Raw genomic sequence first — 20,082 nt, forward strand, 5'->3', positions numbered from 1 at the left:
CACTGACGCCGCCTAACACCAGCACCGAGACCGCTCACCAGTCTTTGGTCACCTTGAATTTTCGAGTGAGGCGGGCAACAGCCCTATGCCTGCCCGCCGGTGACGGGTGGGGCCGGTGTTGTTCAGCCCGTCGTCAGCGCCGCCACCGCGGGTCCGAACATGGTGTTCTTGATCGCGCCCAGTGTGGCGGTGTCCTTGCCGGCCAGCGGCCGCAACATGTCCAGTGCGGCGCCGTCGACCAGGCCCTCGCTCGCGGTGGCGTCCACGATCCCGAACGTCGCGGCGTCCACCCCGCCGAACCGGCGACCGGTCGTCATCGACGCCAACTGAGCCTGCGGGGCGAGCTTGGCCTGGATCAGCGCTGCCATTCCGGGGGTGAACGGAATCCGGATGTCGACCTCGGGGAAGCAGAAGAAGCCGCGGTCGGCGCGCATCACCCGGAAGTCGTGGGCGATCGCCAGCATCGCACCGGCGCCGAACGCATGGCCGACCACCGCCGCAGCCGTCGGGATCGGCAGCGTCAGCACCCGCGCCAGCAGCGCGTGCACCCGCCCGACATACCAGTCGGTGCGGTCGCCGTTGGCCATCAGCCAGTCCAGGTCCAGTCCGTTGGTGTAGAACTTGCCGCCGGCGGTGGTGACCAGTCCCGCCGCGTCGGAAGCCACTACTTCGTCGAGCACACGATCGATCTCGTCAAGGAACTCGGGAGAAAACCGGTTTTCGTCGTCGCCGAGATCCAGCACGGCGATCTTGTCGTCATACGTCAGGTCCACGCAGTGGATCATTTCAGAGCAATCGCTTCGTCACCACGTTCGGGCGCCGCCGCCGCGGCGTGACAGGATCGAGCGATCATGAGCACTAGCCCATCTCGTCCCGTCGTCTTCTCCGGCGTCCAACCCACCTCGGCCTCGCTTCACCTCGGGAACGCCCTCGGCGCGATCACCCACTGGGCCGAACTCCAGGACGACCACGACGCGCTGTTCTGCGTCGTCGACATGCACGCGATCACGGTCCCGGGATGGGACCCGGAGACGCTGCGCCGCAGCACCCTGGTGACGGCCGCGCAGTACCTGGCGCTGGGTATCGACCCGGCCCGCAGTGCGATCTTCGTGCAGAGCCACGTTCCGGCGCACGCCGAACTGGCGTGGGTGCTGGGTTGTTTCACCGGATTCGGGCAGGCCTCCCGGATGACGCAGTTCAAGGACAAGTCGGCCAGGCAGGGTTCGGACTCCACCACCGTGGGCCTGTTCACCTATCCGGTGCTGATGGCCGCCGATGTGCTGCTCTACGACACCGACGTGGTGCCCGTCGGCGAGGACCAGCGCCAGCATCTGGAACTGGCCCGTGACGTCGCGCAGCGGTTCAACGCCCGGTTCCCCGGCACCTTCGTGGTCCCCGAGCCGATGATCCCCAAGGCCACCGCCAAGATCTACGACCTGGCCGACCCGACCTCCAAGATGAGCAAGTCCGCGGCCACCGACGCGGGGCTCATCAGCCTGCTCGACGATCCGGCGCGCAGTGCCAAGAAGATCCGCTCGGCGGTGACCGACTCCGAACGCGAGATTCGCTACGACCCGGACGCCAAGGCCGGCGTGTCGAACCTGCTGACCATCCAGTCGGCGATCACCGGGGTCAGCGTCGAGAAACTGGTGGACGGCTACGCCGGCCGGGGTTATGGCGATCTGAAGAAGGAGACCGCCGAGGCCGTCGCCGAGTTCGTCACGCCGATCAAGGCTCGGGTCGACGAACTGCTGGCCGACCCGGGCGAGCTGCAGGCCGTGCTGGCGGCCGGCGCCGAGCGCGCCAGGGAAGTGGCCGCCCGCACCATCGCGCGGGTGTACGACCGGGTGGGATTCCTTCCGCCGCCGGCATGAGTAAAGCCGTGACCGACCAGACCGACCCGGCTGAGCCGGGCAAGCCGGGCATCCTCGACCGGCTGCGGGCGCGCTACGGCTGGTTCGACCACGTGATGCGGGCGCAGGAACGTTACGACGACTGCCAGGGCAATTTCTTCGCCGCCGGGATGAGTTACTACACCATCTTCGCGTTGTTCCCGCTGGCGATGGTCGGGTTCTCCGTCAGCGGCTTCCTGCTGTCGCGGCGGCCCGAGGTGCTCGACGAGATCACGCGCCGGATCAGGCATTTGATTCCCGGTGAGTTCGGCGACGAGCTGGTCACCTTGATGGACACCGCGATCTCCTCACGCGCCTCGGTGGGTTTGATCGGCCTGGCGACGGCCGCCTGGGTTGGCCTGACCTGGATGGCAAACCTGCGCGAGGCGCTCTCGGAGATGTGGGAAATACGTTCGGAGAAGCCGGGTTTCGTCTCGGCGAAGCTGTCGGACCTGGTTGCGATGTTGTGGGCGTTCGGTGCCATGGGCGTCACGGTCGCGCTGACCGCCCTGGCCAACCCGAAACTGATGCGCAAGATCCTGCGCTGGCTCGGTGTTCCCGACTTCGATCTGCTGGGAGCGTTGTTGCGGGTCGCCTCGGTGGGGATGGCGGTCGCGGTGTCGTGGCTGTTGTTCACCTGGATGATCGCCCGGCTGCCCCGCGAGTCGGTCAGCCTCGCCAGTGCGGCGCGGGCCGGCCTGATCGCCGCGGTCGGCTACGAACTGTTCAAGCAGGCCGGCTCGGTCTATCTGCAGTCGGTGATCAACGGCCCCGCCGGCGCGGTGTTCGGTCCGGTGCTGGGGCTGCTGGTGTTCGCCTACGTCACCGTGCGGCTGATCCTGTTCGCCACCGCCTGGGCGGCGACGTCGGCGGACAACCTGCGCACCGACTAATCGGGCCGCACCGCGCGCAACACCTGCGCGTTGTGGTCATCCATGGCCCCGAACCGCTTCTCGGCATAGTTCGCCTTGGCGGCGACACCCTCGAGAATCTCGCGGTGACGGTCCAGCGCCGTGCTGTGGTGGTCATGGGCCTCGCTGAGCGTCTCGTGAAGCCCGTGCGCGTCCGGGAAATCCCCGAACATCCCGGCCGCCGGCGACGCGCCCGCCAGATGTTCGCCACCGGCCTGGGCATGCTCACCGGCCGCACCGGAATCGGCGGCCCCGTACCGCAACTTGCCCCGGTCGACGAACATATCTGACCCCTCACCTCGGTGCCGGTCAACGCTATCACCGCTGTGAACAGCGTCAATTCACCTCAGCCGGCGTACTCCGGGTGCTTGGCGACGTAGGCCTCCACGAACGAGCAACTCGGCACGATCCGCTTACCCGCCGCCTGGGTATCGGCCAGCGCGAAGGCGATCAGCTTGCTGGCCAGTCCCTGGCCGCCGAACGCCTTGTCGATCTCGGTGTGGTGGAAATCCCGCTGGTCGCCGCTGTCGCGGTAGGCGGCCAGCCCGGCCTGCTTCCCGTCGACGCTGATCTCGTAGCGGTGCTGCTCGGGGACATTGGTGATCGTCGGCTCACTCATGGTTCTCCTTCACCTCAGCCACACTCCGCGGCTCATTACCCGCACCACCTGCAGGTCGGGGTTCATCACGACCAGATTAGCCGCGGAGCCGGCTCGCAAAACCCCGGCGTCGAGGCCGAGTGCGCGGGCCGGAGTGGCCGCGGTCATGCGCACCGCGGCGGTCAGCGCCGCATCGTCTCCGCCGAGCAGGTTCACCGCCGTCGCGAACAGCCGGTCCATGGTGGCGGTGCTGCCGGCGATCGTCGCGGTGCCGCGCAACCTGGCCACCCCGTCGGCCACCTCGACGTCGAGCCCACCCAGGGTGAATGCGCCGTCGCCGACTCCGGCGGCGGCCATCGCATCGGTGACCAGGGCGACCCGCTCGGGGCCGGCGGTGGCCACGACATGCCGGATCACCGCCGGGTGCAGGTGCACGCCGTCGGCGATCAGCTCGACGGTGACCCGGGGGTCGGCCAGCAGCGCCGGCACCGGTCCCGGCTCGCGGTGATGCAACGACCGCATCGCATTGAACAGGTGGGTCCCGACGGTCGCGCCCGCGTCGATCGCCGCCCGCGTCTGGTCATATGCGGCGTCGGTATGGCCCACGGCCACAACCACTCCCGCGTCCACCAGGCGCCGGATCGCGGTCAGCGCGCCGGGCAGCTCGGGTGCCAGGGTGACCATCCGGATCGCACCGTCGCCGGCGGCCAGCAGCGCATCGATCTCAGCGTCGTCGGGGTCACGCAGCCACGCGGGATCGTGTGCACCGCAATGGTGCCCGCTCAGCCACGGCCCCTCCAGGTGGATGCCGTCGACCACGCCGCGCCGGGTCGCGTCGGCCAGGGTGCGCACCTGGGTCAGCAGCACCTCCGGGGCGGCGGTCACCAGACTGGCCAGCCCGCCGGTGGTGCCGTGCGCGGCGTGTAGTGCCGCGGCACGGTCCGGGGCATCCGGGTAGGAGGCGCCGCCGCCGCCGTGGCGATGCATGTCGATGAACCCGGGCACCACAACGCAATCGGCGAAATCGGTGTCGGCGCTAACCGGCCCGGTCCCGCAGTCGCCGATCCGCCCGTCGTCCACCGAAAGCCAGCCGGGCCGACAGACCCGGCCGTCGATCACGACGGCGCCGGCGGAGATCACGGACACGCCGACGCGCCGATCTCGGGGGCAGTCGCTTCTTCGGCGGGCCAGCGGCCGCCGTTCTCCCAGAAGTGCCGGATGTCTTCCAGTTGCCGGCCTTTGGTCTCCGGGGCGTAGCGGTACACGAAGGCCAGGCTCAGCAGTGCCAGCACCCCGAACACCGCAAAGGTTCCGGCACCGCCCAGTGCGGTGAGCATGGTCAGGAACACCCCGGCGACGATCGCGTTGGCCACCAGATCCGAGGTCAGCATCGCCGACGCGCCCATCGAGCGCAGCCGGGCCGGCAGGGCCTCCCCGGCGTACACCCACACCAGCGAACCGAACCCGAACGTGTAGCCGACGGTGAACAGCAGCACCCCGCCGAACTTGACCGCCGCCAGTGCATCACCGAATTTCGAACCGGCGGCGAACACCGCGATCAGCAGTGCGTTGGCGGCGACCATCGCGGTGATCCCGGACAGCAGGATGGGACGGCGGCCCACCCGGTCGATCAACGCCAGCGAGACGAACATCGCCGCCAGCGCGGCGACCTGCACCAGCGCCGGCAGGACCAACAACGCGAAATCGCCTTCGAAGCCCATCATCTCGAACAGTCGGGGACTGTAATAGACGATCGCGTTGATCCCGGTGATCTGGATGAAGAAGCCCAACGTCACCACGAACAGCGTCGCCCGCAGGTACGGCGGCCGCAGCATCTCGCGCAGCACGCCGACCCCACCCTGGCGTTCCTCGGCCAGTGTCCGGCTGATCTCGGCGAGTTCGTGTTGCGCGGCCTCGATGTTCGGTTCGATGCGCCGCAGGGTGCGGTGCGCGTCGTCGACGCGGCCCTTGAGCAGATACCAACGGGCGGTGTCGGGGATGCGGGTCAATACCCACATCACCAGCACGGCGGGGATCGCGGCCAGACCCAACATCGCCCGCCAGTTGCCGGTGCCGGCCAGCAGGTAGGCGATCAGGTAGCCGGCGATGATCCCGATCACGGTGGCCACCCCGTAGGCGACCAGCAGCGCGCCGCGGGCCGCGGCCGGCGCCGACTCGGCCACGAACACCGGGACCACCACCACCGACACCCCGATGGTGACGCCGAGCAGCAGCCGGGCCACGGTCAGCATCGGCACCGACGTCGACGCCGCCCCCAGCAACGCGAAAGCCGCGTAGCCCATCGCCACCGAGACCATCGATTTCTTGCGCCCGATCGCGTTGGCCAGCCAGCCGGCGGCCAGGGCGCCGCCGATCTCGCCGACCACCGTCGCGGTGGTCACCATCTCCTGCTGGGCGGCGGTCAGCCCGAAGTCGTTCTCGATGAACAGCAGGGCGCCGGCGATGTTGGACAGGTCGTAGCCGTAGATGATGCCGACGCTGGCAGCGGCCACGCCGACCAGCAGTGCCAGCGGCGAGGATCGGCGCAGTTCCCCGATTCGGCCCATCTGGCTCACCGTAAGGGATGGGCTGGGTTACCGGGTGCGCGCGTCGTGTCGGTCGGCCAGGGTCGCATACCAGTACGTCAGTCCGGCCGCTACGAACTCGACGACACAGGCCGCGGTGAAAGACGGGTGGGGCATGCCGACGTCGGCCATCGAGATCAGCCGGGACACCCCCAGCAGGGCCATGGTCAGCGCCAGCAGCTGTACCGCCCCGGCCGGGATCTGCGGTCGCCGGAACGCCTCTATATAGCCGATGCCGAATCCGACCAACAGCGCCCCGGCCGCCCGACTCTCACTGTCCACGGTCGCGTTGACGTCCTGGCCGTCGGGGATGGAATCCAGCGACAGCGCCATCCGGCTCAACCCGAGCCCGATCAGCAGGAACCCGGCGAGCCAGCCGAACACCCGCAGCGCCTTCACCATGCCGTTCCCCTTCCGGGGCGGCGGTTCACCGCCCGGGCACCCATGATGAGTGCGAACACGACGATGGTGCCGAAGATACTGACCCCGACCCGCACCGGCACCGTGTCGTCAGCCGGCGCCAGCGCCATGGCCTGGGGGTTGGGGCCGTCGGCGGGGGCACGAGGTGCCACCAGTGCCGGGTCGGGCTCGATCAGGGTTCCGACCCGGGTGCCGGGCGGGGTGGCGAAGCCGTAGTCGAGCAGGTGCGCGGCCTGCTGCCAGGGCGGGATCGGCTGCCGGGTGCCGTGCAGCAGCACCGTCACCAGCCGGCGGCCGTCCCGGCTGGCCGCGCCGACGAACGTCTGTCCGGCGTCGTCGGTGTAGCCGGTCTTGCCGCCGAGCGCGCCCGGGTAGTTGTAGAGCAGTTGGTTGTCATTCTCCAGGGTGTAGCCGGGCACCTCGCCGTAGCCGGGGAAGTCGAAGGACCGGGTTGCGACGATGTTGGCGAACGCCGGGTTGTTCCAGGCGTAGCGGTAGAACAGCCCCATGTCGTAGGCCGACGTGCTCATGCCCGGCCCGTCCAGCCCGGACGGGGTGGCGGCGCGGGTGTCGCGGCCACCCAGTTTGGCGGCCAGGGTGTTGATCTTGTGCAGCGCCACATCCATGCCGCCGAGCTGGGAGGACAGCGCGTGGGCGGCGTCGTTGCCCGATCCCATCAACAGCCCGTGCAGCAACTGGTTGACGGTGAAGTTGCCGCCGGGGCCGACACCGACCCGGGTGCCTTCGGCGTTGGCGTCGTCCTGGGTGCCGGGGACGACCTTGTTCAGATCCAGCTCGTTCAGCGATGCCATCGCGGTCAGCACCTTGATCACGCTGGCCGGCCGGTGCCGGCCGTGCGGGTCGCGGGCCGCGAGCACCGCGCCGCTGTCCAGGTCGGCCACCAGCCACGCCTCGGCGGAGATGTCACCGGGCACCGGTGGGGTGCCGGGCGCGGCGACGACCCCGCAGCCGGCCAGGGCCTCCCCGCCCACCGGGGTGGCCGGCACCGGCAGTGGCACCGGCGGATCACCTGCCTGCGGCACTTCCGAGGCGTCCACCGCGGGCGGGGTGCTGACCTGGTACGGGCAACCGACGGTCCCCGCGTTGAGTCCCGGGGTGGGGTCGGCCGCTGCCAGGGGTGCGGCGGCGGCGAGAAAACCCGCCGTCACCAGGGCTGATACCGAGCGCACAAAAGTCATCGTGTGTGCAGGGTAGGCGAATCGCGCCGCAAACCAGGGGAGCCACGCTGTGACTGATGGTGCGCAAGTTACGGAGGCTACAGCTGGAAATGCGCCAGGCCCGACCCGGCGATGCGGCCCAGCCACAGCCGACCGTCGGTCTCGACCACGCCGGTGACCAGGCCGTATCCCGGATCGGTGCTGCGGAACTGGGCCAGTACCCGGCCGTCGTCGGCGTCGAACCCGACCACCCACACCACCGACGCCGGGTCCGGCAGCCAGCGGTAGGGCAGCAGCCGCCACATCAGCGTGCGCAGCACCGGCGCCCGCGGCGACAGCCACTCCGACAGCGCGTTGCGCTCCGACACCATCGCCACCCAGATCCGGCCGTCGCGCCCGGTGGAGATGTTGTCCGGATGGCCGGGCAGCTCGTTCACCAGGGAGGTGATCGAACCGGCCCGCGGTCCGGTCAGCCAGTACTTGGACAACCGGCATCCGGTGCTCTCGGCGAACACCACCGCCGATTCGTCGGCGGTCAGCGTGACGCCGTTGGCGAAGTGCAGCCCCGAGGCCAGCACCGTCGTCGTGCCGTCGGGGGTGCGTCGCAGCAGTGAACCGCTGGCGCGCGCCTCGATCACCGAGGCCTTGTAGTGCTCGTAGCGGAACCGGTCGGTGGACTCGGTGAAATAGATGGTGCCGTCGGCCGCTTCGACCGCGTTCGAGCAGAACGTCAGTGGCCGGCCGGCCACATGGCTGACCAGCGTCTCCAGCTGGGCCGTTTTCGGGTCGAAGCGCAGCAGCCCGCGGTGGCTGTCGCAGATCAGCAGCCGGTGATCGTGGGTGAAGGCCAGCCCCAGTGGGCGCCCGCCGGTGTCGGTCATCACCCGCGGTTTGTCGTCAGCGGGGTCGACCGCGATGATGCGCCCGTCCTCGACGCCGGTCCAGATGGTGCCGTCGGCGTCGACGACGACGTCTTCGGGGGCGGTGCCGGGGATCTCGACGACGGTCAGCTTCGGCGTCGGGTCGGGCTGCGGCAGTGGCCGCGACGGCGGGGGTCGCCAGCGGACGGGGGAGATGCGCGGCTTGGCCATTGCTGCATTGTGTCGCGGAGCGGGTTGTGCACGGGCCTAACCGGGGAGAATCCGATTCGCGCTTAGGCTGGAGCGATGACGGCGGCGGTCGAGGACTTCGAGGCGTTGCGGCCCCATCTTTTGGCGGTGGCCTACCGGCTCACCGGCATGTTCGCCGACGCCGAGGACATCGTGCAGGACGCCTGGTTGCGTTTCGACGCCACCGAACGCGACGAGATCGCCGACCTGCGGGCCTGGCTGACGACGGTGGTGAGCCGGCTCGGGCTGGACCGGTTGCGCTCCGCGCCGCGGCGCCGCGAATCCTATGTGGGCGAGTGGCTTCCGGAGCCGGTGGTGGCCCGCGCCGACGATGATCCGTTGTCGGCGGTGGTGGCCGGTGAGGACGCCCGGTTCGCCGCGATGGTGGTGCTGGAGCGGCTGAACCCGGATCAGCGGGTGGCGTTCGTGCTGCACGACGGGTTCGCGGTGCCGTTCGGTGAGGTGGCCGAGGTGCTGCACACCACCGAGGCCGCCGCCCGGCAGCTGGCGTCGCGTGCCCGGCGCGCCGTTGCCGCCGATCCGCCGCCGCAACCGGATCCGCGGCACGCCGAGGTGGTCGGGTCGCTGATGGCCGCGATGGCCGCCGGTGACCTGGACGCGGTGGTGTCGCTGCTGCATCCGGACGTGAGGTTCACCGGCGACGCGAATCGTCGGGCGCCGACGGCGGTGCGGGTCGTCCGCGGCCCGGAGAAGGTGGCCCGGTTCCTGTTCGGCCTGGCACGCCGCTACGGGCCGACGCTGGTGAGCGCGAACCAGCTGGCGCTGGTCAACGGCGAACTCGGCACCTATACGCCCGGCGCGCCCGGCGCCGACGGGTTCGCCGAGCTGTTGCCGCGGGTGACCGCGATGACGGTGCGCGACGGATTGGTCTACGCCGTCTGGGATATCGCCAACCCGGACAAGTTCACCGGTTCTCCGCTGCGTTCTGATCCGCGGTAGCCCACGGGACCCGGCAGGCGTCGCCGGAGCTGAACCCCTGCTCGGTGATGCCCAGCGCCGAGTACATCCGGGCCCGCATGTTCTCCACCCCGATCTGATACGTCAGCTCGATGACGCCGTCGTCGCCGAACCGCCCTCGCAGATCAGCGATCTGTTCGTCGGTGACGCTGTGCGGGTCGGTGGTGACCGCGTCGGCGTAGGCGATCGCGGCCCGTTCGTCGTCGGTGAAACGCGGCGAGGTCGCGTAGTCGTCGATGTGTTTGAGCCGCTCGACGTCCAGGCCCTCCAGCCGGGTCAGCATGGCACCGAAGTCGACGCACCACGAGCAGCCGATGGTGCGGGCGGTCCAGAACACCGCCAGATCTCGTACCCCGGCCGGCAGCTTGCGTGACGCGGACTGCAGTAGGCCTTCGTGCACGGCACTGGCGACCAGCAGTCGCGGGTGGTGGGCGATGACGGTGAACGGCTCGGGGACCTCACCGAAGCGGCGTTTGGTGTAGCGGTACATGGCCCGCACCAGCGCGCCGGTCTTCTTGGGGGGCAGCGGTTCGATACGCGGTTGAGTGGTCATACCCGTTAGACGAGACGCCCCGCGAAAATGTGACGAGCAGATGCCTCAGAGCAGAAACGGCACCAGTGCCTTGCGGTCGGTGGGGTAGTCGGCGAACTTCTCCCGATACCACCGGTGGGTGTCCAGGGCCCGGGGGATCAGGTTGCCGGCGGTGATCAACAGGATGACGACGCCGGGCAGCCCCCAGGTCAGCACGGCGAAACCCGTCCAGGCGATCATCTCGCCCAGGTAGGCGGGGCTGGTGACGAACCGGTAGCCGCCGCCGAACGGAATCCGGTATTCGGCAACGCCTGAACCGTTCTTGTCGCGAAGGTTCCGCACGATCGACTCGGAATTGACGATCAGCGCGAACCCGCACAGGTAGATCACCAGGCCCACCAGAAACCGGGGGTCGGTCAACCACGACGTGCCGTACCGGCCGAAGTAGTCATGGCTGAACAGCGCCCCGTTCAGGTAGCCGTGCATGGTGGTGACGAGCATGCCCATCGCCACCACCGAGACGTTGAAGGTGCTTCGCTTGCCGGGCACCTGCCGGATCGCCAGTGGGAAGTACCAGCCGCGGTTGGCGTAGTGCAGCGCCCAGATCCCGGCCAGCACCAGTGAAGTCGGCTCCAACCGGGCCGGCCCACTCAAGTAGGCGGCCAAGAACACCACTGTCGCCGGGATCTCCATCAGCCACCAGCCGAACTTCGGGTTCAGGTTGAAGCCGAGCTTGGCCGAGGAGAACCGGCCGTAGGAGCTCTGGCCGAAGAAGCTGCCGACGATCACGAACACGGCGAAGCCGAACGCGAAGGTCAGGACGGTGTCGTAGACGGTGTTACCGGTGTACCAGTGCATCCCAGTGGTTTATCACGGCGGTGGATCGGCACTGCGCGAGCGTGCGCAAACCCGGGATCTTCCGCGGCATGTCGACCGGGGACACGCACGCTCGCCGAGAAGGGGAGGGGTCAGCGGGCGAACATCAGCGCCCGCTTGACCTCCTGGATCGCCTTGGTGATCTCGATGCCGCGCGGGCAGGCATCGGTGCAGTTGAACGTGGTGCGGCAGCGCCACACCCCGTCCACCTCGTTGAGGATGTCCAGGCGCTCGGCGGCACCCTCGTCGCGCGAATCGAAGATGAACCGATGGGCGTTGACGATCGCGGCCGGGCCGAAATACGAACCCTCGCTCCAGTACACCGGGCAGCTGGTGGTGCAGATGCCGCACAGGATGCACTTGGTGGTGTCGTCATAGCGGAGCCGGTCGTGCTGGCTCTGGATCCGTTCCCGGGTGGGCGGATTGCCGGTGGTGATCAAGTACGGCTTGATCGCCTTGTAGGCGTCCATGAACGGTTCCATGTTGACCACGAGGTCTTTTTCCACCGGAAGCCCGCGCATCGGCTCGATGGTCAGAGTCAGTTCCTTGCCGCCGGCCTTCTTCGGCAGGATGTCGCGCATCAGCATCTTGCAGGCCAGTTTGTTGTTCCCGTTGACCCGCACGCCGTCCGAGCCGCACACCCCGTGCGCGCAAGACCGGCGGAAGGTCAGCGTGCCGTCCAGGTAGCTCTTGACGTAGATCAGCAGGTTCAGCAGCCGGTCGGTGGGCAGTGCCGGCACCCGGAAGCTCTGCCAGCCGTCGGTGGCGGCGTACTGGTCCGGGTTGTCCGGGTTGTAGCGGGCGATCTTGAGCGTGACCATCTGCGCGCCCTCGGGGACCGGGGGCAGCGGCGGGTCACCGGCCGGGGGACCGTCGACCAGTGCCTCCGGTGCCGCGCTCGACGGCCCCGGCGAGCAGCAGCCGCCCTCGGATCCGCAGCACCCGGAGCCAGTTTCCGAGCCAGTTTCGGAGCCAGTTGCCGAGCCAGTTGCCGAGGCCATCAGTACTTCCGTTCCTTCGGTTCGTAGCGGGTCTGCACCACCGGCTTGTAGTCCAACCTGATGTCGGAGATCAGGTCGGAACCCTGCTTGTAGGCCATGGTGTGGCGCATGTAGTTGACGTCGTCGCGATTGGGGTAGTCCTCGCGGGCATGCCCGCCGCGGGTTTCCTGGCGGTTCAAGGCACCCACCACGGTGACCTCGGCCAGCTCCAGCAGGAAGCCCAGCTCGATCGCCTCCAGCAGATCGGAGTTGAAGCGTTTGCCCTTGTCGTGCACGGTGATTCGGGAGTAACGCTCCTTGAGCGCGTGGACGTCGCTCAGCGCCTGCTTGAGCGTCTTCTCGGTGCGGAACACCGCGGCGTTGTTGTCCATCGACTGCTGCAGGGCGCCGCGGATGTCGGCGACACGCTCGTTGCCGTGCTCGGAGAGGATGTCGGAGACCCAGTTGATCACCATGTCAGCCGGGTTCTCCGGCATCTCGACGAAGTCGTGGGATCCGGCGTATTCGGCCGCGGCGATACCGGCGCGGCGGCCGAACACGTTGATGTCCAACAGCGAGTTGGTGCCCAGCCGGTTGGCGCCGTGCACCGACACGCAGGCGCACTCGCCGGCGGCATACAGGCCCGGCACGGTGGCGGTGTTGTCGCGCAGCACCTGCCCGGTCACCGTGGTCGGGATGCCGCCCATCACGTAGTGGCACGTCGGGTAGACCGGCACCAGCTCTTTGACCGGGTCCACACCCAGGTAGGTGCGAGCGAACTCGGTGATGTCGGGCAGCTTCTCGTTCAGCACCTCTTCGCCGAGGTGGCGCACGTCGATGTAGACGTAGTCCTTGTTCGGCCCGGCGCCGCGGCCCTCCAGCACCTCGAGCACCATCGAGCGGGCCACGATGTCGCGGGGGGCCAGGTCGACGATCGTCGGGGCGTAACGCTCCATGAACCGTTCACCGTCGGCGTTGAGCAGCCGGCCGCCCTCACCGCGCACGGCCTCCGAGATGAGAATGCCGAGCCCGGCCAATCCTGTCGGGTGGAACTGGTGAAACTCCATGTCCTCCAGCGGGAGTCCCTTGCGGAAGACGACGCCCATGCCGTCACCGGTCAGGGTGTGGGCGTTGGAGGTGGTCTTGTACATCCGGCCCGAGCCTCCGGTGGCCAGCACGATCGCCTTGGCGTGGAAGACGTGGACGGCGCCGGTGGCCAGCTCGTAGGCCACCACCCCGGTGGCCACCGGACCCGACGGGGTCTCGGTGAGCACCAGGTCCAGCACGTAGAACTCGTTGAAGAACTCCACGTCGTGCTTGACGCAGTTCTGGTACAGGGTCTGCAGGATCATGTGGCCGGTGCGGTCCGCGGCGTAGCACGAGCGGCGCACCGGGGCCTTGCCGTGGTCGCGGGTGTGCCCGCCGAACCGGCGCTGATCGATGCGGCCCTCGGGGGTGCGGGAGAACGGCATGCCCATGTTCTCCAGGTCCAGCACCGCGTCGATGGCCTCCTTGGCCATGATCTCGACGGCGTCCTGGTCGGCCAGATAGTCGCCGCCCTTGACGGTGTCGAAGGCGTGCCACTCCCAGTTGTCGTCTTCGACATTGGCCAGCGCGGCACACATGCCGCCCTGGGCGGCGCCGGTGTGGCTGCGCGTGGGGTACAGCTTGGTCAGTACTGCAGTACGAGCGCGGGGCGCGGCTTCCACTGCCGCGCGCATCCCGGCGCCGCCGGCGCCGACGATCACCACGTCGTATCGATGTTCCTGAATCACCGCGATATCACCCGTTCGTAGGAGATCTGCCGTCAAGAAATGTTCGGGTCGAAGCTGAGCAGCACGTAGCTGCCCAGTGCCAGCGTGAAGATCATCGAAAACGCCAGCAGCGTCATCAGCCAGAAACGGCTGCGGGCGGTGCGGGTGTAGTCGCCGATGATCGTGCGCAGGCCGTTGCCGCCGTGCAGTTCGGCCAGCCAGAGCAGGCTCAGGTCCCAGATCTGCCAGTACGGCGAGTGCCAGCGCTCCGCCACGTAGTTGAAGTCGATCCGGTACACGCCGTCCTGCCACATCAGCATGATGAACAGGTGCCCGAGCACCAGGAAGATCAGTACGGCGCCGGAGAACCGCATGAACAGCCAGGTGTACTTCTCGAAGTTGGGCATGCCGGAGTGCCGCTGCGGAGACCGGGGGTCGCCCAGGCTGGCCGGCCGGTCGCGATCCGGGCCGCGGACCGGGGCCACCGCGCCGCGACCGAGCTGCAGGTCTGGTGTGCTCATAAGAATCGCTCCGCCATGTGCATGCCGATCCGGACCACCACCGGGACCATCACCACCAGCCAGATGGCGCAGACCGCCACCAGCATCTGGCGCTGCCAGCGGCAGCCCTGCCACCAGAAGTCGATCAGGATCAGCCGGACCCCGTTGAGGCCGTGGTACAGCACCGCGGCCACCAGGCCCAGCTCCATCAGGCCGACGATCGGCGTCTTGTAGGTCGCGATCACCTCGGTGTAGGCCTGTGGGCTGACCCGCACCAGGGCGGTGTCGATCACGTGGACGAACAGGAAGAAGAAGATGGTCGCACCGGTGATCCGGTGCAGGGCGAATGCCCACATTCCGGGGTCGCCCTTGTAAAGACTCTGCCGCCGGGAACGCCGGGCGCCAGCCTGTGTCCCGGTCATCGCCGCATCGGCGGATGTCGCCGTCATCAGCGCCTCCAAATATCTGTAGCCGCCCGCTTCGCCAGGCTTGCGGCAGCTACGCAACGCCATCGCTGTCAATAAACCTCGGCTTGGACTCTAAACCCATCCACAGGGTCGAAACGACCATGTTGAAGTTACCGACGGGTACGAATGGCCGAAGTTAGGGTGACATTCGACAAACGGCAGCGGACGGACGGGGTGGCGCGATGTACTCACAACGATATGGACGCAGCTGAGGTGCCTGAGGTAGTTGACTGGGAGCTGTTGCGGCGCAACGCGATTTCGGTAGCTGCGAACGCCTATGCGCCGTATTCGGGGCTGCCGGTCGGTGCGGCGGGGTTGACCGTCGACGGACGGGTGTTCACCGGCTGCAATGTGGAGAATGTCTCATATGGTCTGGGCCTGTGTGCCGAGTGCGCGGTGGTCTGTGGGCTGTGCGCCGCCGGGGGCGGACGGCTGGTGGCGCTGTCGTGCACCGACGCCGCCGGCAACCTACTGATGCCGTGCGGCCGGTGCCGTCAGGTGTTGCTTGAACACGGCGGACCCGAGCTGCTCGTCGACCACCCGGCCGGTGCGCGGCGGCTGGCCGAACTGTTGCCGGACGCCTTCGGACCCGACGCATGGGGGTGACCGGATCCTTCGACGCCCCGACGCTGATCGCCACCAAGCGCGACGGTCATCGCCTGAGCGACGCCGCGATCGACTGGCTGATCGACTCCTACACCCGCGGCGTGCTCGCCGAAGAGCAGATGTCGGCGCTGTTGATGGCGATCTTCCTGCGCGGCATGGACGCGCAAGAGACGGCGCGCTGGACCGCGGCGATGATCGCCTCGGGGGAGCGGATGGACTTTTCAGATCTGCGGCGTAAGGGCCACCGGCTGATCACTGTTGATAAGCACTCGACCGGCGGGGTGGGCGACAAGATCACCCTGCCGCTGGTCGCGGTGGTCGCCGCCTGCGGTGCGGCGGTGCCACAGGCCTCCGGGCGCGGCCTGGGCCACACCGGCGGCACCCTGGACAAGCTGGAGTCGATCGCGGGCTTCGACCCGGCGCTGTCCACGGAGCGGCTGCGGGAACAACTCGTCGATGTCGGAGCGGCTATCTTCGCCGCGGGTGCGTGCGCGCCCGCCGATGCCAAGCTCTACGCATTGCGGGACATCACCGCCACCGTGGAGTCGCTGCCGCTGATCGCCAGCTCGGTGATGAGCAAGAAACTGGCCGAAGGGGCGCAGGCGCTGGTCCTCGACGTCAAGGTCGGGTCGGGCGCGTTCATGAAATCCGCCGATCAGGCCCGGGAGCTGGCCGAGCTGATGGTCGGACTCGGTGCGGCGCACGGCGTGCCGACCCGAGCCCTGCTCACCGACATGAACAGCCCGCTGGGGGCCACCGTCGGCAACTCCCTCGAGGTCGCCGAGGCCCTCGACGTGCTGGCCGGCGGCGGGCCCGACGACGTGGTGGCGCTGACGGTGACGCTGGCCGCCGAGATGCTCGACCTGGCCGGGATCACCGACCGCGACCCCGCGGCCACGCTGTCCGACGGCACCGCGATGGACGCCTTCGTCGCGATGGTCGCCGCCCAGGGCGGTGATCTGAGTGTCCCGTTACCGGTCGCGGCATGTTCGGAGACCATCACCGCACCCCGGGGCGGCACAATGGGGGAAATCGACGCGATGGCGGTGGGTATGACGGCATGGCGGCTGGGAGCGGGTCGCTCCCGCCCGGGTGAACGTGTGCAGGCCGGGGCCGGGGTGCGGATTCACCGTCGGCCGGGTGAGTCCGTCAGCGCCGGTGAGCCGCTGTTCACGCTCTACACCGACACCCCGCAACGGTTCGGGCCGGCAGGCGCTGAACTCGACGGCGGCTACCGCATCCTGAGCGGCGATGACGTCCCAGGCCCGCGGCCACTGATCATCGGAGCGACCCCATGACCACACCGCTGAGCCTGGAGATGATCCGGCACGCGCCCAAAGCGCTGCTGCACGACCACCTGGACGGCGGACTGCGCCCGGCTACCGTCGTCGACATCGCCGGGCAGGTCGGCTACGACGGGTTGCCCACCACCGATCCCGACGAGCTGGCGACCTGGTTTCGCACCCGCTCGCACAGCGGTTCGCTGGAGCGCTATCTGGAGCCGTTCAGCCACACCGTGGCGGTGATGCAGACCCCCGACGCGCTGCACCGGGTCGCCGCCGAATGCGTCGAGGATCTGGCCGCCGACGCGGTGGTCTACGCCGAGGTGCGGTTCGCCCCCGAACTGCACATCGAGGGTGGGCTGTCGTTCGACGCGGTGACGGACGCGGTGCTGGCCGGCTTCGCCGACGGGGAACGCCGGGCGGCGGCCGCCGGCCGGGAGATCACGGTGCGCTGCCTGGTCACCGCGATGCGCCACGCCGCGCTGTCCCGGGAGATCGCCGAGCTGGCCATTCGGTTCCGTGACAAGGGCGTGGTCGGTTTCGACATCGCCGGCGCCGAGGCCGGCTACCCGCCGAGCCGGCACCTGGACGCGTTCGAGTACATGCGAGACCACAACGCCCGCTTCACCATTCACGCCGGCGAGGCGTTCGGACTGCCCTCCATCCACGAGGCGATTGCGTTCTGCGGCGCCGACCGGCTCGGGCACGGGGTGCGGATCACCGACGACATCACCGTCGACGAGGATGGTGGCGTGCACTTGGGACGGCTGGCGGCGATCCTGCGGGACAAGCGGATCCCGCTGGAATTGTGCCCGAGTTCCAATGTGCAGACCGGTGCGGTCGGCAGCATCGCCGAGCACCCGTTCGACCTGCTGGCCCGCGCCCGGCTGCGGGTGACGGTGAACACCGACAACCGGCTGATGAGCGACACCACCATGAGCAAGGAGATGCTGGTGCTGGCCGACACGTTCGGCTACGGCTGGACCGATCTGCAGCGGTTCACGGTGAATGCGATGAAGTCGGCGTTCATCCCGTTCGACCAGCGGGTGGGGATCATCGAGGAAGTGATCAAGCCGCGATTCGCGGTGCTGGTGGGCTGAATCGGTCGGCCGGCGAAAAGGCGCCCGTTAAAGCGGCGCCGGCAAAACGGCGGCGGCAAAACGGTGGCGAGGCAGAACGGCGAAAGCCGGGCAATCGCGATTGCGACCGCCCGGCCTTCTCCGGTCAGATCAGTGCTCGGTGACAGTGGCCTCGGTGTCGCCTTCTTTCCAGGTGACGACGCCGTGCTCGAAGGTGGTCTGCTTGGTGCCGTCAGCGTTGGTGGTCTCGTCGCTGGTCGGGTAACCGAGCTTGCCCTGCGAACCGCCCAGCTCGTTCCACTTGTCGCGGATCTTGCCCCACACCACGTAGGAACGGGTGGTGTGAACGATCACGCCGCCGTCGAACTGCTGGTAGACGCCGCCGTCGGGGTTCTTCTGCTCGGCGGCGGTGGGCTCACCCAGGCTCTGCTTGGCGGCGGCGTCCAGGGAGTCCAGCTTGGCCAGGATTGGGCCGGCGACGCTGTATTCCTTGCCGTCCGCACCGGTCATCTCGGTGGAGCTGGCGGCGTCGCTCTCCTCGGCGGGGGTGGTGACCGCGGACGAGATCACCGAGCTGGCCGAGGACGCAACCGAGCTGGCCGAACTCAAGGCTTCGCTGGTCTTTTCCTTGGTGTTGCTGCAACCCGTGCCGATCAGTGCGATCCCCAAAACTGCGGCGGATACAGCTGCGGCTCGTTGCGTTGCCTTGCGCATGTGTAGTCCTTTCGAATTTGGAAGGGCCCCGCAAAACCACACGGCCCGGCCAGAGGTTATCGGTCCGGATGTTATCGGGGATACGACCACTCGGCAATGAAATCGGGCAAATGAATACCGCAATTATCGATGAATTCTGAGATACCCGGCGCGCGTACCTGCACGGTCCCGATCATGGGCGCTGCCTGGCGGACAGCCGGGCAGGGCGGGAAAGCCAAGAGTTCGCGAGCTACTCGCGCCGCAGCCGCGACTGCACGAACTGCTCGAGTTGCTCCCATTCCTTGACCGCCGGAGCGAACGGACGCTGTGGTTCGGCCACCGATTCCGGGTCGAGCACATAACCCACCATCCGGCCCAGCGCGCGGTCCGGTTTGAGGGTCTCGGTGACCACTCCGTCCTCGGCGTAGCTGCCCACATCCTGCAGAAACTCAATGGCCAGCTCGAGTTGCTCGCGGTCCACGGCGTCGGGCCCGTCGGTCAGGTCGTCGACCATGCCGGACAGCACGTAGACGTTGTCGTCGGTGATGTCGATCGCCAGCGAACCGTCGGTGGCAGCGGTACGGATGTCGTCGTAGGTGCTCAGATCCGACAGGTCGTGATCGTGCTCATCGGCCAGATACCGGGCTAGGGCGCGCTCGGAGCCGAACACGCTGATCCGGCCGTTGCGGCCGAGGAACACCGGCTTGTCGCCGAGGTAGCAGCGCAGCGTGAAAAACGTTCCGTTGTCGGTCATGATCCGGACCGGGTCGATGCCCACCTTGGTCCAGAAGTTCGCGTCACCGCCGAGAACCAGCCGGTCACCGGCGGCATGCTCGGGCGTCGCGGCGGCCGCCACGGGCTCTTCGGTGTCTGTTGTGTCGTCCGCGTCTTCTGCGGCGGACTCCTCCAACTCGACGGGGGGTTCTTCGGCCAGCTCGTCGGCCGCGCGGGAGGCCGCGGCGGCGTCGACGTCGGGGGTGCTGATGACTTCTTCGACCGCGGCCAGCACGTTGCCCCAGCTGCGGCCGATGATCTCGGCGATCGCGTTCCAGCGCTTGCGGCCGGCCCGGCCGGTGAAGTTGTCCACGCCGCCGGCCAGCGTGCCCAGGCTGGGGTTGCCGTTGAAGAACTTCGTCACCGCAGTCAAGTCGCAGACCGACCCGATCGAGGAGATGATCTCCAACGCGTCGGCCACCGATCGCACAGATTTCTTGGTCGGCTTCTCGGCCAGCAGCTCCTCGACCGCGATCAGGTCGTACTGGCGGCTGCGGCTCGGGTTGAGCCGGTGCGCGTTGGCCTCGGCCAGCTGCCGCCAGGCCGGATGATCCGCCAGGTCGTTGTCGGTATTGGTCCGCACGAACGCCACCAGGTCGGCCGCGGTGGCGAAGCCGTACAGGTCTTCGTCCTTGCCGAGAAACGCTTCCCACTCGTCACCGGAGTCGCGCCAGCGCGGCGCCCACAGGGTGTAACGGTCACCAGCGGTCACCGCGAGGCGGATCGGTACGAGGTCAGCTGCCATGGCGCACAGAGTAACGAGGCGCCCTCAGGCCCCCCAAACCGGGATTAGCACCGGGATTGGCGGCGGGATTAGCGCCGGCATTAGCACCGCGATTGGCACGGGGATCGGCGGCGGGATTGATG

General features: G+C 68.3%; 21 protein-coding genes and 1 pseudogene. 6 read left to right on the plus strand and 16 right to left on the minus strand.

Annotation, left to right across the window (positions count from 1 at the left end; translation table 11 throughout):
• Window positions 1-122: 122 nt before the first annotated feature.
• Window positions 123-773, minus strand: a complete 651-nt coding sequence (locus tag ACZYY4_RS05225) for an enoyl-CoA hydratase-related protein (RefSeq protein ID WP_463808457.1) — start codon at window positions 771-773, stop codon at window positions 123-125.
• A 78-nt stretch (window positions 774-851) separates the two neighbouring features.
• On the opposite strand from ACZYY4_RS05225, the gene trpS reads away from it, so the two are divergent.
• The gene (trpS, locus tag ACZYY4_RS05230) at window positions 852-1,874 is read left to right on the plus strand and encodes a tryptophan--tRNA ligase (protein ID WP_463808458.1); all 1,023 of its coding nucleotides are present in this window, start codon (window positions 852-854) and stop codon (window positions 1,872-1,874) included.
• A complete protein-coding gene (yhjD, locus tag ACZYY4_RS05235; RefSeq protein WP_463808459.1) occupies window positions 1,871-2,785 on the plus strand; it encodes an inner membrane protein YhjD in 915 nt (304 codons plus the stop codon). The genes trpS and yhjD overlap by 4 nt, the downstream gene beginning before the upstream one ends.
• On the opposite strand, the gene ACZYY4_RS05240 is transcribed toward yhjD, so the two are convergent.
• The 7 genes from ACZYY4_RS05240 to ACZYY4_RS05270 all read right to left on the minus strand — a co-directional run bounded on the left by ACZYY4_RS05240 (window position 2,782) and on the right by ACZYY4_RS05270 (window position 8,675).
• The gene (locus tag ACZYY4_RS05240; RefSeq protein WP_463808460.1) at window positions 2,782-3,087 is read right to left on the minus strand and encodes a DUF2563 family protein; all 306 of its coding nucleotides are present in this window, start codon (window positions 3,085-3,087) and stop codon (window positions 2,782-2,784) included. The genes yhjD and ACZYY4_RS05240 overlap by 4 nt on opposite strands.
• 62 nt (window positions 3,088-3,149) lie before the next feature.
• Entirely contained in the window at window positions 3,150-3,422 is a 273-nt protein-coding gene (locus ACZYY4_RS05245) for a GNAT family N-acetyltransferase (protein WP_463808461.1), read from the minus strand.
• Window positions 3,423-3,431: 9 nt separating this feature from the next.
• Window positions 3,432-4,547, minus strand: a complete 1,116-nt coding sequence (gene nagA, locus ACZYY4_RS05250; RefSeq protein ID WP_463808462.1) for an N-acetylglucosamine-6-phosphate deacetylase — start codon at window positions 4,545-4,547, stop codon at window positions 3,432-3,434.
• On the minus strand, window positions 4,538-5,950 hold the full coding sequence (locus ACZYY4_RS05255) for a sugar porter family MFS transporter (RefSeq protein ID WP_463808961.1): 1,413 nt from the start codon (window positions 5,948-5,950) through the stop codon (window positions 4,538-4,540). Before ACZYY4_RS05255 ends, nagA begins: the two co-directional genes overlap by 10 nt.
• 45 nt (window positions 5,951-5,995) lie before the next feature.
• The gene (locus tag ACZYY4_RS05260) at window positions 5,996-6,388 is read right to left on the minus strand and encodes a DUF4345 domain-containing protein (RefSeq protein WP_463808463.1); all 393 of its coding nucleotides are present in this window, start codon (window positions 6,386-6,388) and stop codon (window positions 5,996-5,998) included.
• The gene (locus ACZYY4_RS05265) at window positions 6,382-7,605 is read right to left on the minus strand and encodes a D-alanyl-D-alanine carboxypeptidase family protein (protein WP_463808465.1); all 1,224 of its coding nucleotides are present in this window, start codon (window positions 7,603-7,605) and stop codon (window positions 6,382-6,384) included. The genes ACZYY4_RS05260 and ACZYY4_RS05265 overlap by 7 nt, the downstream gene beginning before the upstream one ends.
• A gap of 77 nt (window positions 7,606-7,682) precedes the next feature.
• Window positions 7,683-8,675: an SMP-30/gluconolactonase/LRE family protein gene (locus tag ACZYY4_RS05270; protein ID WP_463808466.1), complete on the minus strand. Its 993-nt coding sequence runs from the start codon at window positions 8,673-8,675 to the stop codon at window positions 7,683-7,685.
• 75 nt (window positions 8,676-8,750) lie between these two features.
• Between ACZYY4_RS05270 and ACZYY4_RS05275 the strand changes: the two genes are divergently transcribed.
• Complete coding sequence (locus tag ACZYY4_RS05275; protein ID WP_463808467.1) at window positions 8,751-9,653, plus strand: sigma-70 family RNA polymerase sigma factor; 903 nt, start codon at window positions 8,751-8,753, stop codon at window positions 9,651-9,653.
• Here the strand turns inward: ACZYY4_RS05275 and ACZYY4_RS05280 are convergent.
• From ACZYY4_RS05280 to sdhC, 6 genes and pseudogenes are all read right to left on the minus strand, one after another.
• Window positions 9,619-10,263 (minus strand): annotated as a pseudogene (locus ACZYY4_RS05280) (carboxymuconolactone decarboxylase family protein); the annotation flags it as partial. The gene ACZYY4_RS05275 and the pseudogene ACZYY4_RS05280 overlap by 35 nt on opposite strands.
• A 6-nt stretch (window positions 10,264-10,269) precedes the next feature.
• The gene (locus ACZYY4_RS05285) at window positions 10,270-11,061 is read right to left on the minus strand and encodes a phosphatidylethanolamine N-methyltransferase family domain-containing protein (RefSeq protein ID WP_463808469.1); all 792 of its coding nucleotides are present in this window, start codon (window positions 11,059-11,061) and stop codon (window positions 10,270-10,272) included.
• 110 nt (window positions 11,062-11,171) lie between these two features.
• Entirely contained in the window at window positions 11,172-12,080 is a 909-nt protein-coding gene (locus ACZYY4_RS05290) for a succinate dehydrogenase iron-sulfur subunit (RefSeq protein WP_463808471.1), read from the minus strand.
• The gene (sdhA, locus tag ACZYY4_RS05295; protein ID WP_463808472.1) at window positions 12,080-13,834 is read right to left on the minus strand and encodes a succinate dehydrogenase flavoprotein subunit; all 1,755 of its coding nucleotides are present in this window, start codon (window positions 13,832-13,834) and stop codon (window positions 12,080-12,082) included. The genes ACZYY4_RS05290 and sdhA overlap by 1 nt, the downstream gene beginning before the upstream one ends.
• A 32-nt stretch (window positions 13,835-13,866) precedes the next feature.
• A complete protein-coding gene (locus ACZYY4_RS05300) occupies window positions 13,867-14,334 on the minus strand; it encodes a succinate dehydrogenase hydrophobic membrane anchor subunit (protein WP_463808474.1) in 468 nt (155 codons plus the stop codon).
• Window positions 14,331-14,765 (minus strand): succinate dehydrogenase, cytochrome b556 subunit, encoded by a 435-nt coding sequence (sdhC, locus tag ACZYY4_RS05305; RefSeq protein ID WP_463808962.1) that lies wholly within the window; start codon window positions 14,763-14,765, stop codon window positions 14,331-14,333. The genes ACZYY4_RS05300 and sdhC overlap by 4 nt, the downstream gene beginning before the upstream one ends.
• A 213-nt stretch (window positions 14,766-14,978) precedes the next feature.
• Here sdhC and ACZYY4_RS05310 point away from each other — a divergent pair, with 213 nt between their 5' ends.
• The 3 genes from ACZYY4_RS05310 to ACZYY4_RS05320 are packed head-to-tail and all read left to right on the plus strand — an operon-like array spanning window position 14,979 to window position 17,769.
• Window positions 14,979-15,386 (plus strand): cytidine deaminase, encoded by a 408-nt coding sequence (locus ACZYY4_RS05310; protein WP_463808476.1) that lies wholly within the window; start codon window positions 14,979-14,981, stop codon window positions 15,384-15,386.
• Window positions 15,377-16,684 carry a thymidine phosphorylase gene (locus tag ACZYY4_RS05315; RefSeq protein ID WP_463808477.1) on the plus strand — a complete coding sequence of 436 codons (1,308 nt, stop codon included), beginning with the start codon at window positions 15,377-15,379 and terminating at the stop codon, window positions 16,682-16,684. Before ACZYY4_RS05310 ends, ACZYY4_RS05315 begins: the two co-directional genes overlap by 10 nt.
• A complete protein-coding gene (locus ACZYY4_RS05320; protein WP_463808479.1) occupies window positions 16,681-17,769 on the plus strand; it encodes an adenosine deaminase in 1,089 nt (362 codons plus the stop codon). Before ACZYY4_RS05315 ends, ACZYY4_RS05320 begins: the two co-directional genes overlap by 4 nt.
• 129 nt (window positions 17,770-17,898) lie before the next feature.
• Here ACZYY4_RS05320 and ACZYY4_RS05325 read toward each other — a convergent pair whose 3' ends face one another.
• Both ACZYY4_RS05325 and satS read right to left on the minus strand, forming a co-directional pair.
• Window positions 17,899-18,462, minus strand: coding sequence for an LGFP repeat-containing protein (locus ACZYY4_RS05325; RefSeq protein ID WP_463808481.1), 564 nt, complete (start codon window positions 18,460-18,462; stop codon window positions 17,899-17,901).
• A gap of 229 nt (window positions 18,463-18,691) precedes the next feature.
• A complete protein-coding gene (satS, locus tag ACZYY4_RS05330; protein WP_463808482.1) occupies window positions 18,692-19,960 on the minus strand; it encodes a protein export chaperone SatS in 1,269 nt (422 codons plus the stop codon).
• Window positions 19,961-20,082: the final 122 nt, after the last annotated feature.

The sequence above is a fragment of the Mycobacterium sp. IDUB_21 genome, assembly GCF_055419425.1.

Excerpts from the sequence above, each read along its gene's own strand:
- trpS (WP_463808458.1), top strand. The coding sequence starts at position 852 with ATGAGCACTAGCCCATCTCGTCCCGTCGTCTTCTCCGGCGTCCAACCC.
- yhjD (WP_463808459.1), top strand. The coding sequence starts at position 1,871 with ATGAGTAAAGCCGTGACCGACCAGACCGACCCGGCTGAGCCGGGCAAG.
- ACZYY4_RS05240 (WP_463808460.1), bottom strand. The coding sequence starts at position 3,087 with ATGTTCGTCGACCGGGGCAAGTTGCGGTACGGGGCCGCCGATTCCGGT.
- ACZYY4_RS05245 (WP_463808461.1), bottom strand. The coding sequence starts at position 3,422 with ATGAGTGAGCCGACGATCACCAATGTCCCCGAGCAGCACCGCTACGAG.
- ACZYY4_RS05260 (WP_463808463.1), bottom strand. The coding sequence starts at position 6,388 with ATGGTGAAGGCGCTGCGGGTGTTCGGCTGGCTCGCCGGGTTCCTGCTG.
- ACZYY4_RS05265 (WP_463808465.1), bottom strand. The coding sequence starts at position 7,605 with ATGACTTTTGTGCGCTCGGTATCAGCCCTGGTGACGGCGGGTTTTCTC.
- ACZYY4_RS05270 (WP_463808466.1), bottom strand. The coding sequence starts at position 8,675 with ATGGCCAAGCCGCGCATCTCCCCCGTCCGCTGGCGACCCCCGCCGTCG.
- ACZYY4_RS05275 (WP_463808467.1), top strand. The coding sequence starts at position 8,751 with ATGACGGCGGCGGTCGAGGACTTCGAGGCGTTGCGGCCCCATCTTTTG.
- ACZYY4_RS05285 (WP_463808469.1), bottom strand. The coding sequence starts at position 11,061 with ATGCACTGGTACACCGGTAACACCGTCTACGACACCGTCCTGACCTTC.
- ACZYY4_RS05290 (WP_463808471.1), bottom strand. The coding sequence starts at position 12,080 with ATGGCCTCGGCAACTGGCTCGGCAACTGGCTCCGAAACTGGCTCGGAA.
- ACZYY4_RS05300 (WP_463808474.1), bottom strand. The coding sequence starts at position 14,334 with ATGAGCACACCAGACCTGCAGCTCGGTCGCGGCGCGGTGGCCCCGGTC.
- ACZYY4_RS05310 (WP_463808476.1), top strand. The coding sequence starts at position 14,979 with ATGGACGCAGCTGAGGTGCCTGAGGTAGTTGACTGGGAGCTGTTGCGG.
- ACZYY4_RS05315 (WP_463808477.1), top strand. The coding sequence starts at position 15,377 with ATGGGGGTGACCGGATCCTTCGACGCCCCGACGCTGATCGCCACCAAG.
- ACZYY4_RS05320 (WP_463808479.1), top strand. The coding sequence starts at position 16,681 with ATGACCACACCGCTGAGCCTGGAGATGATCCGGCACGCGCCCAAAGCG.
- ACZYY4_RS05325 (WP_463808481.1), bottom strand. The coding sequence starts at position 18,462 with ATGCGCAAGGCAACGCAACGAGCCGCAGCTGTATCCGCCGCAGTTTTG.
- satS (WP_463808482.1), bottom strand. The coding sequence starts at position 19,960 with ATGGCAGCTGACCTCGTACCGATCCGCCTCGCGGTGACCGCTGGTGAC.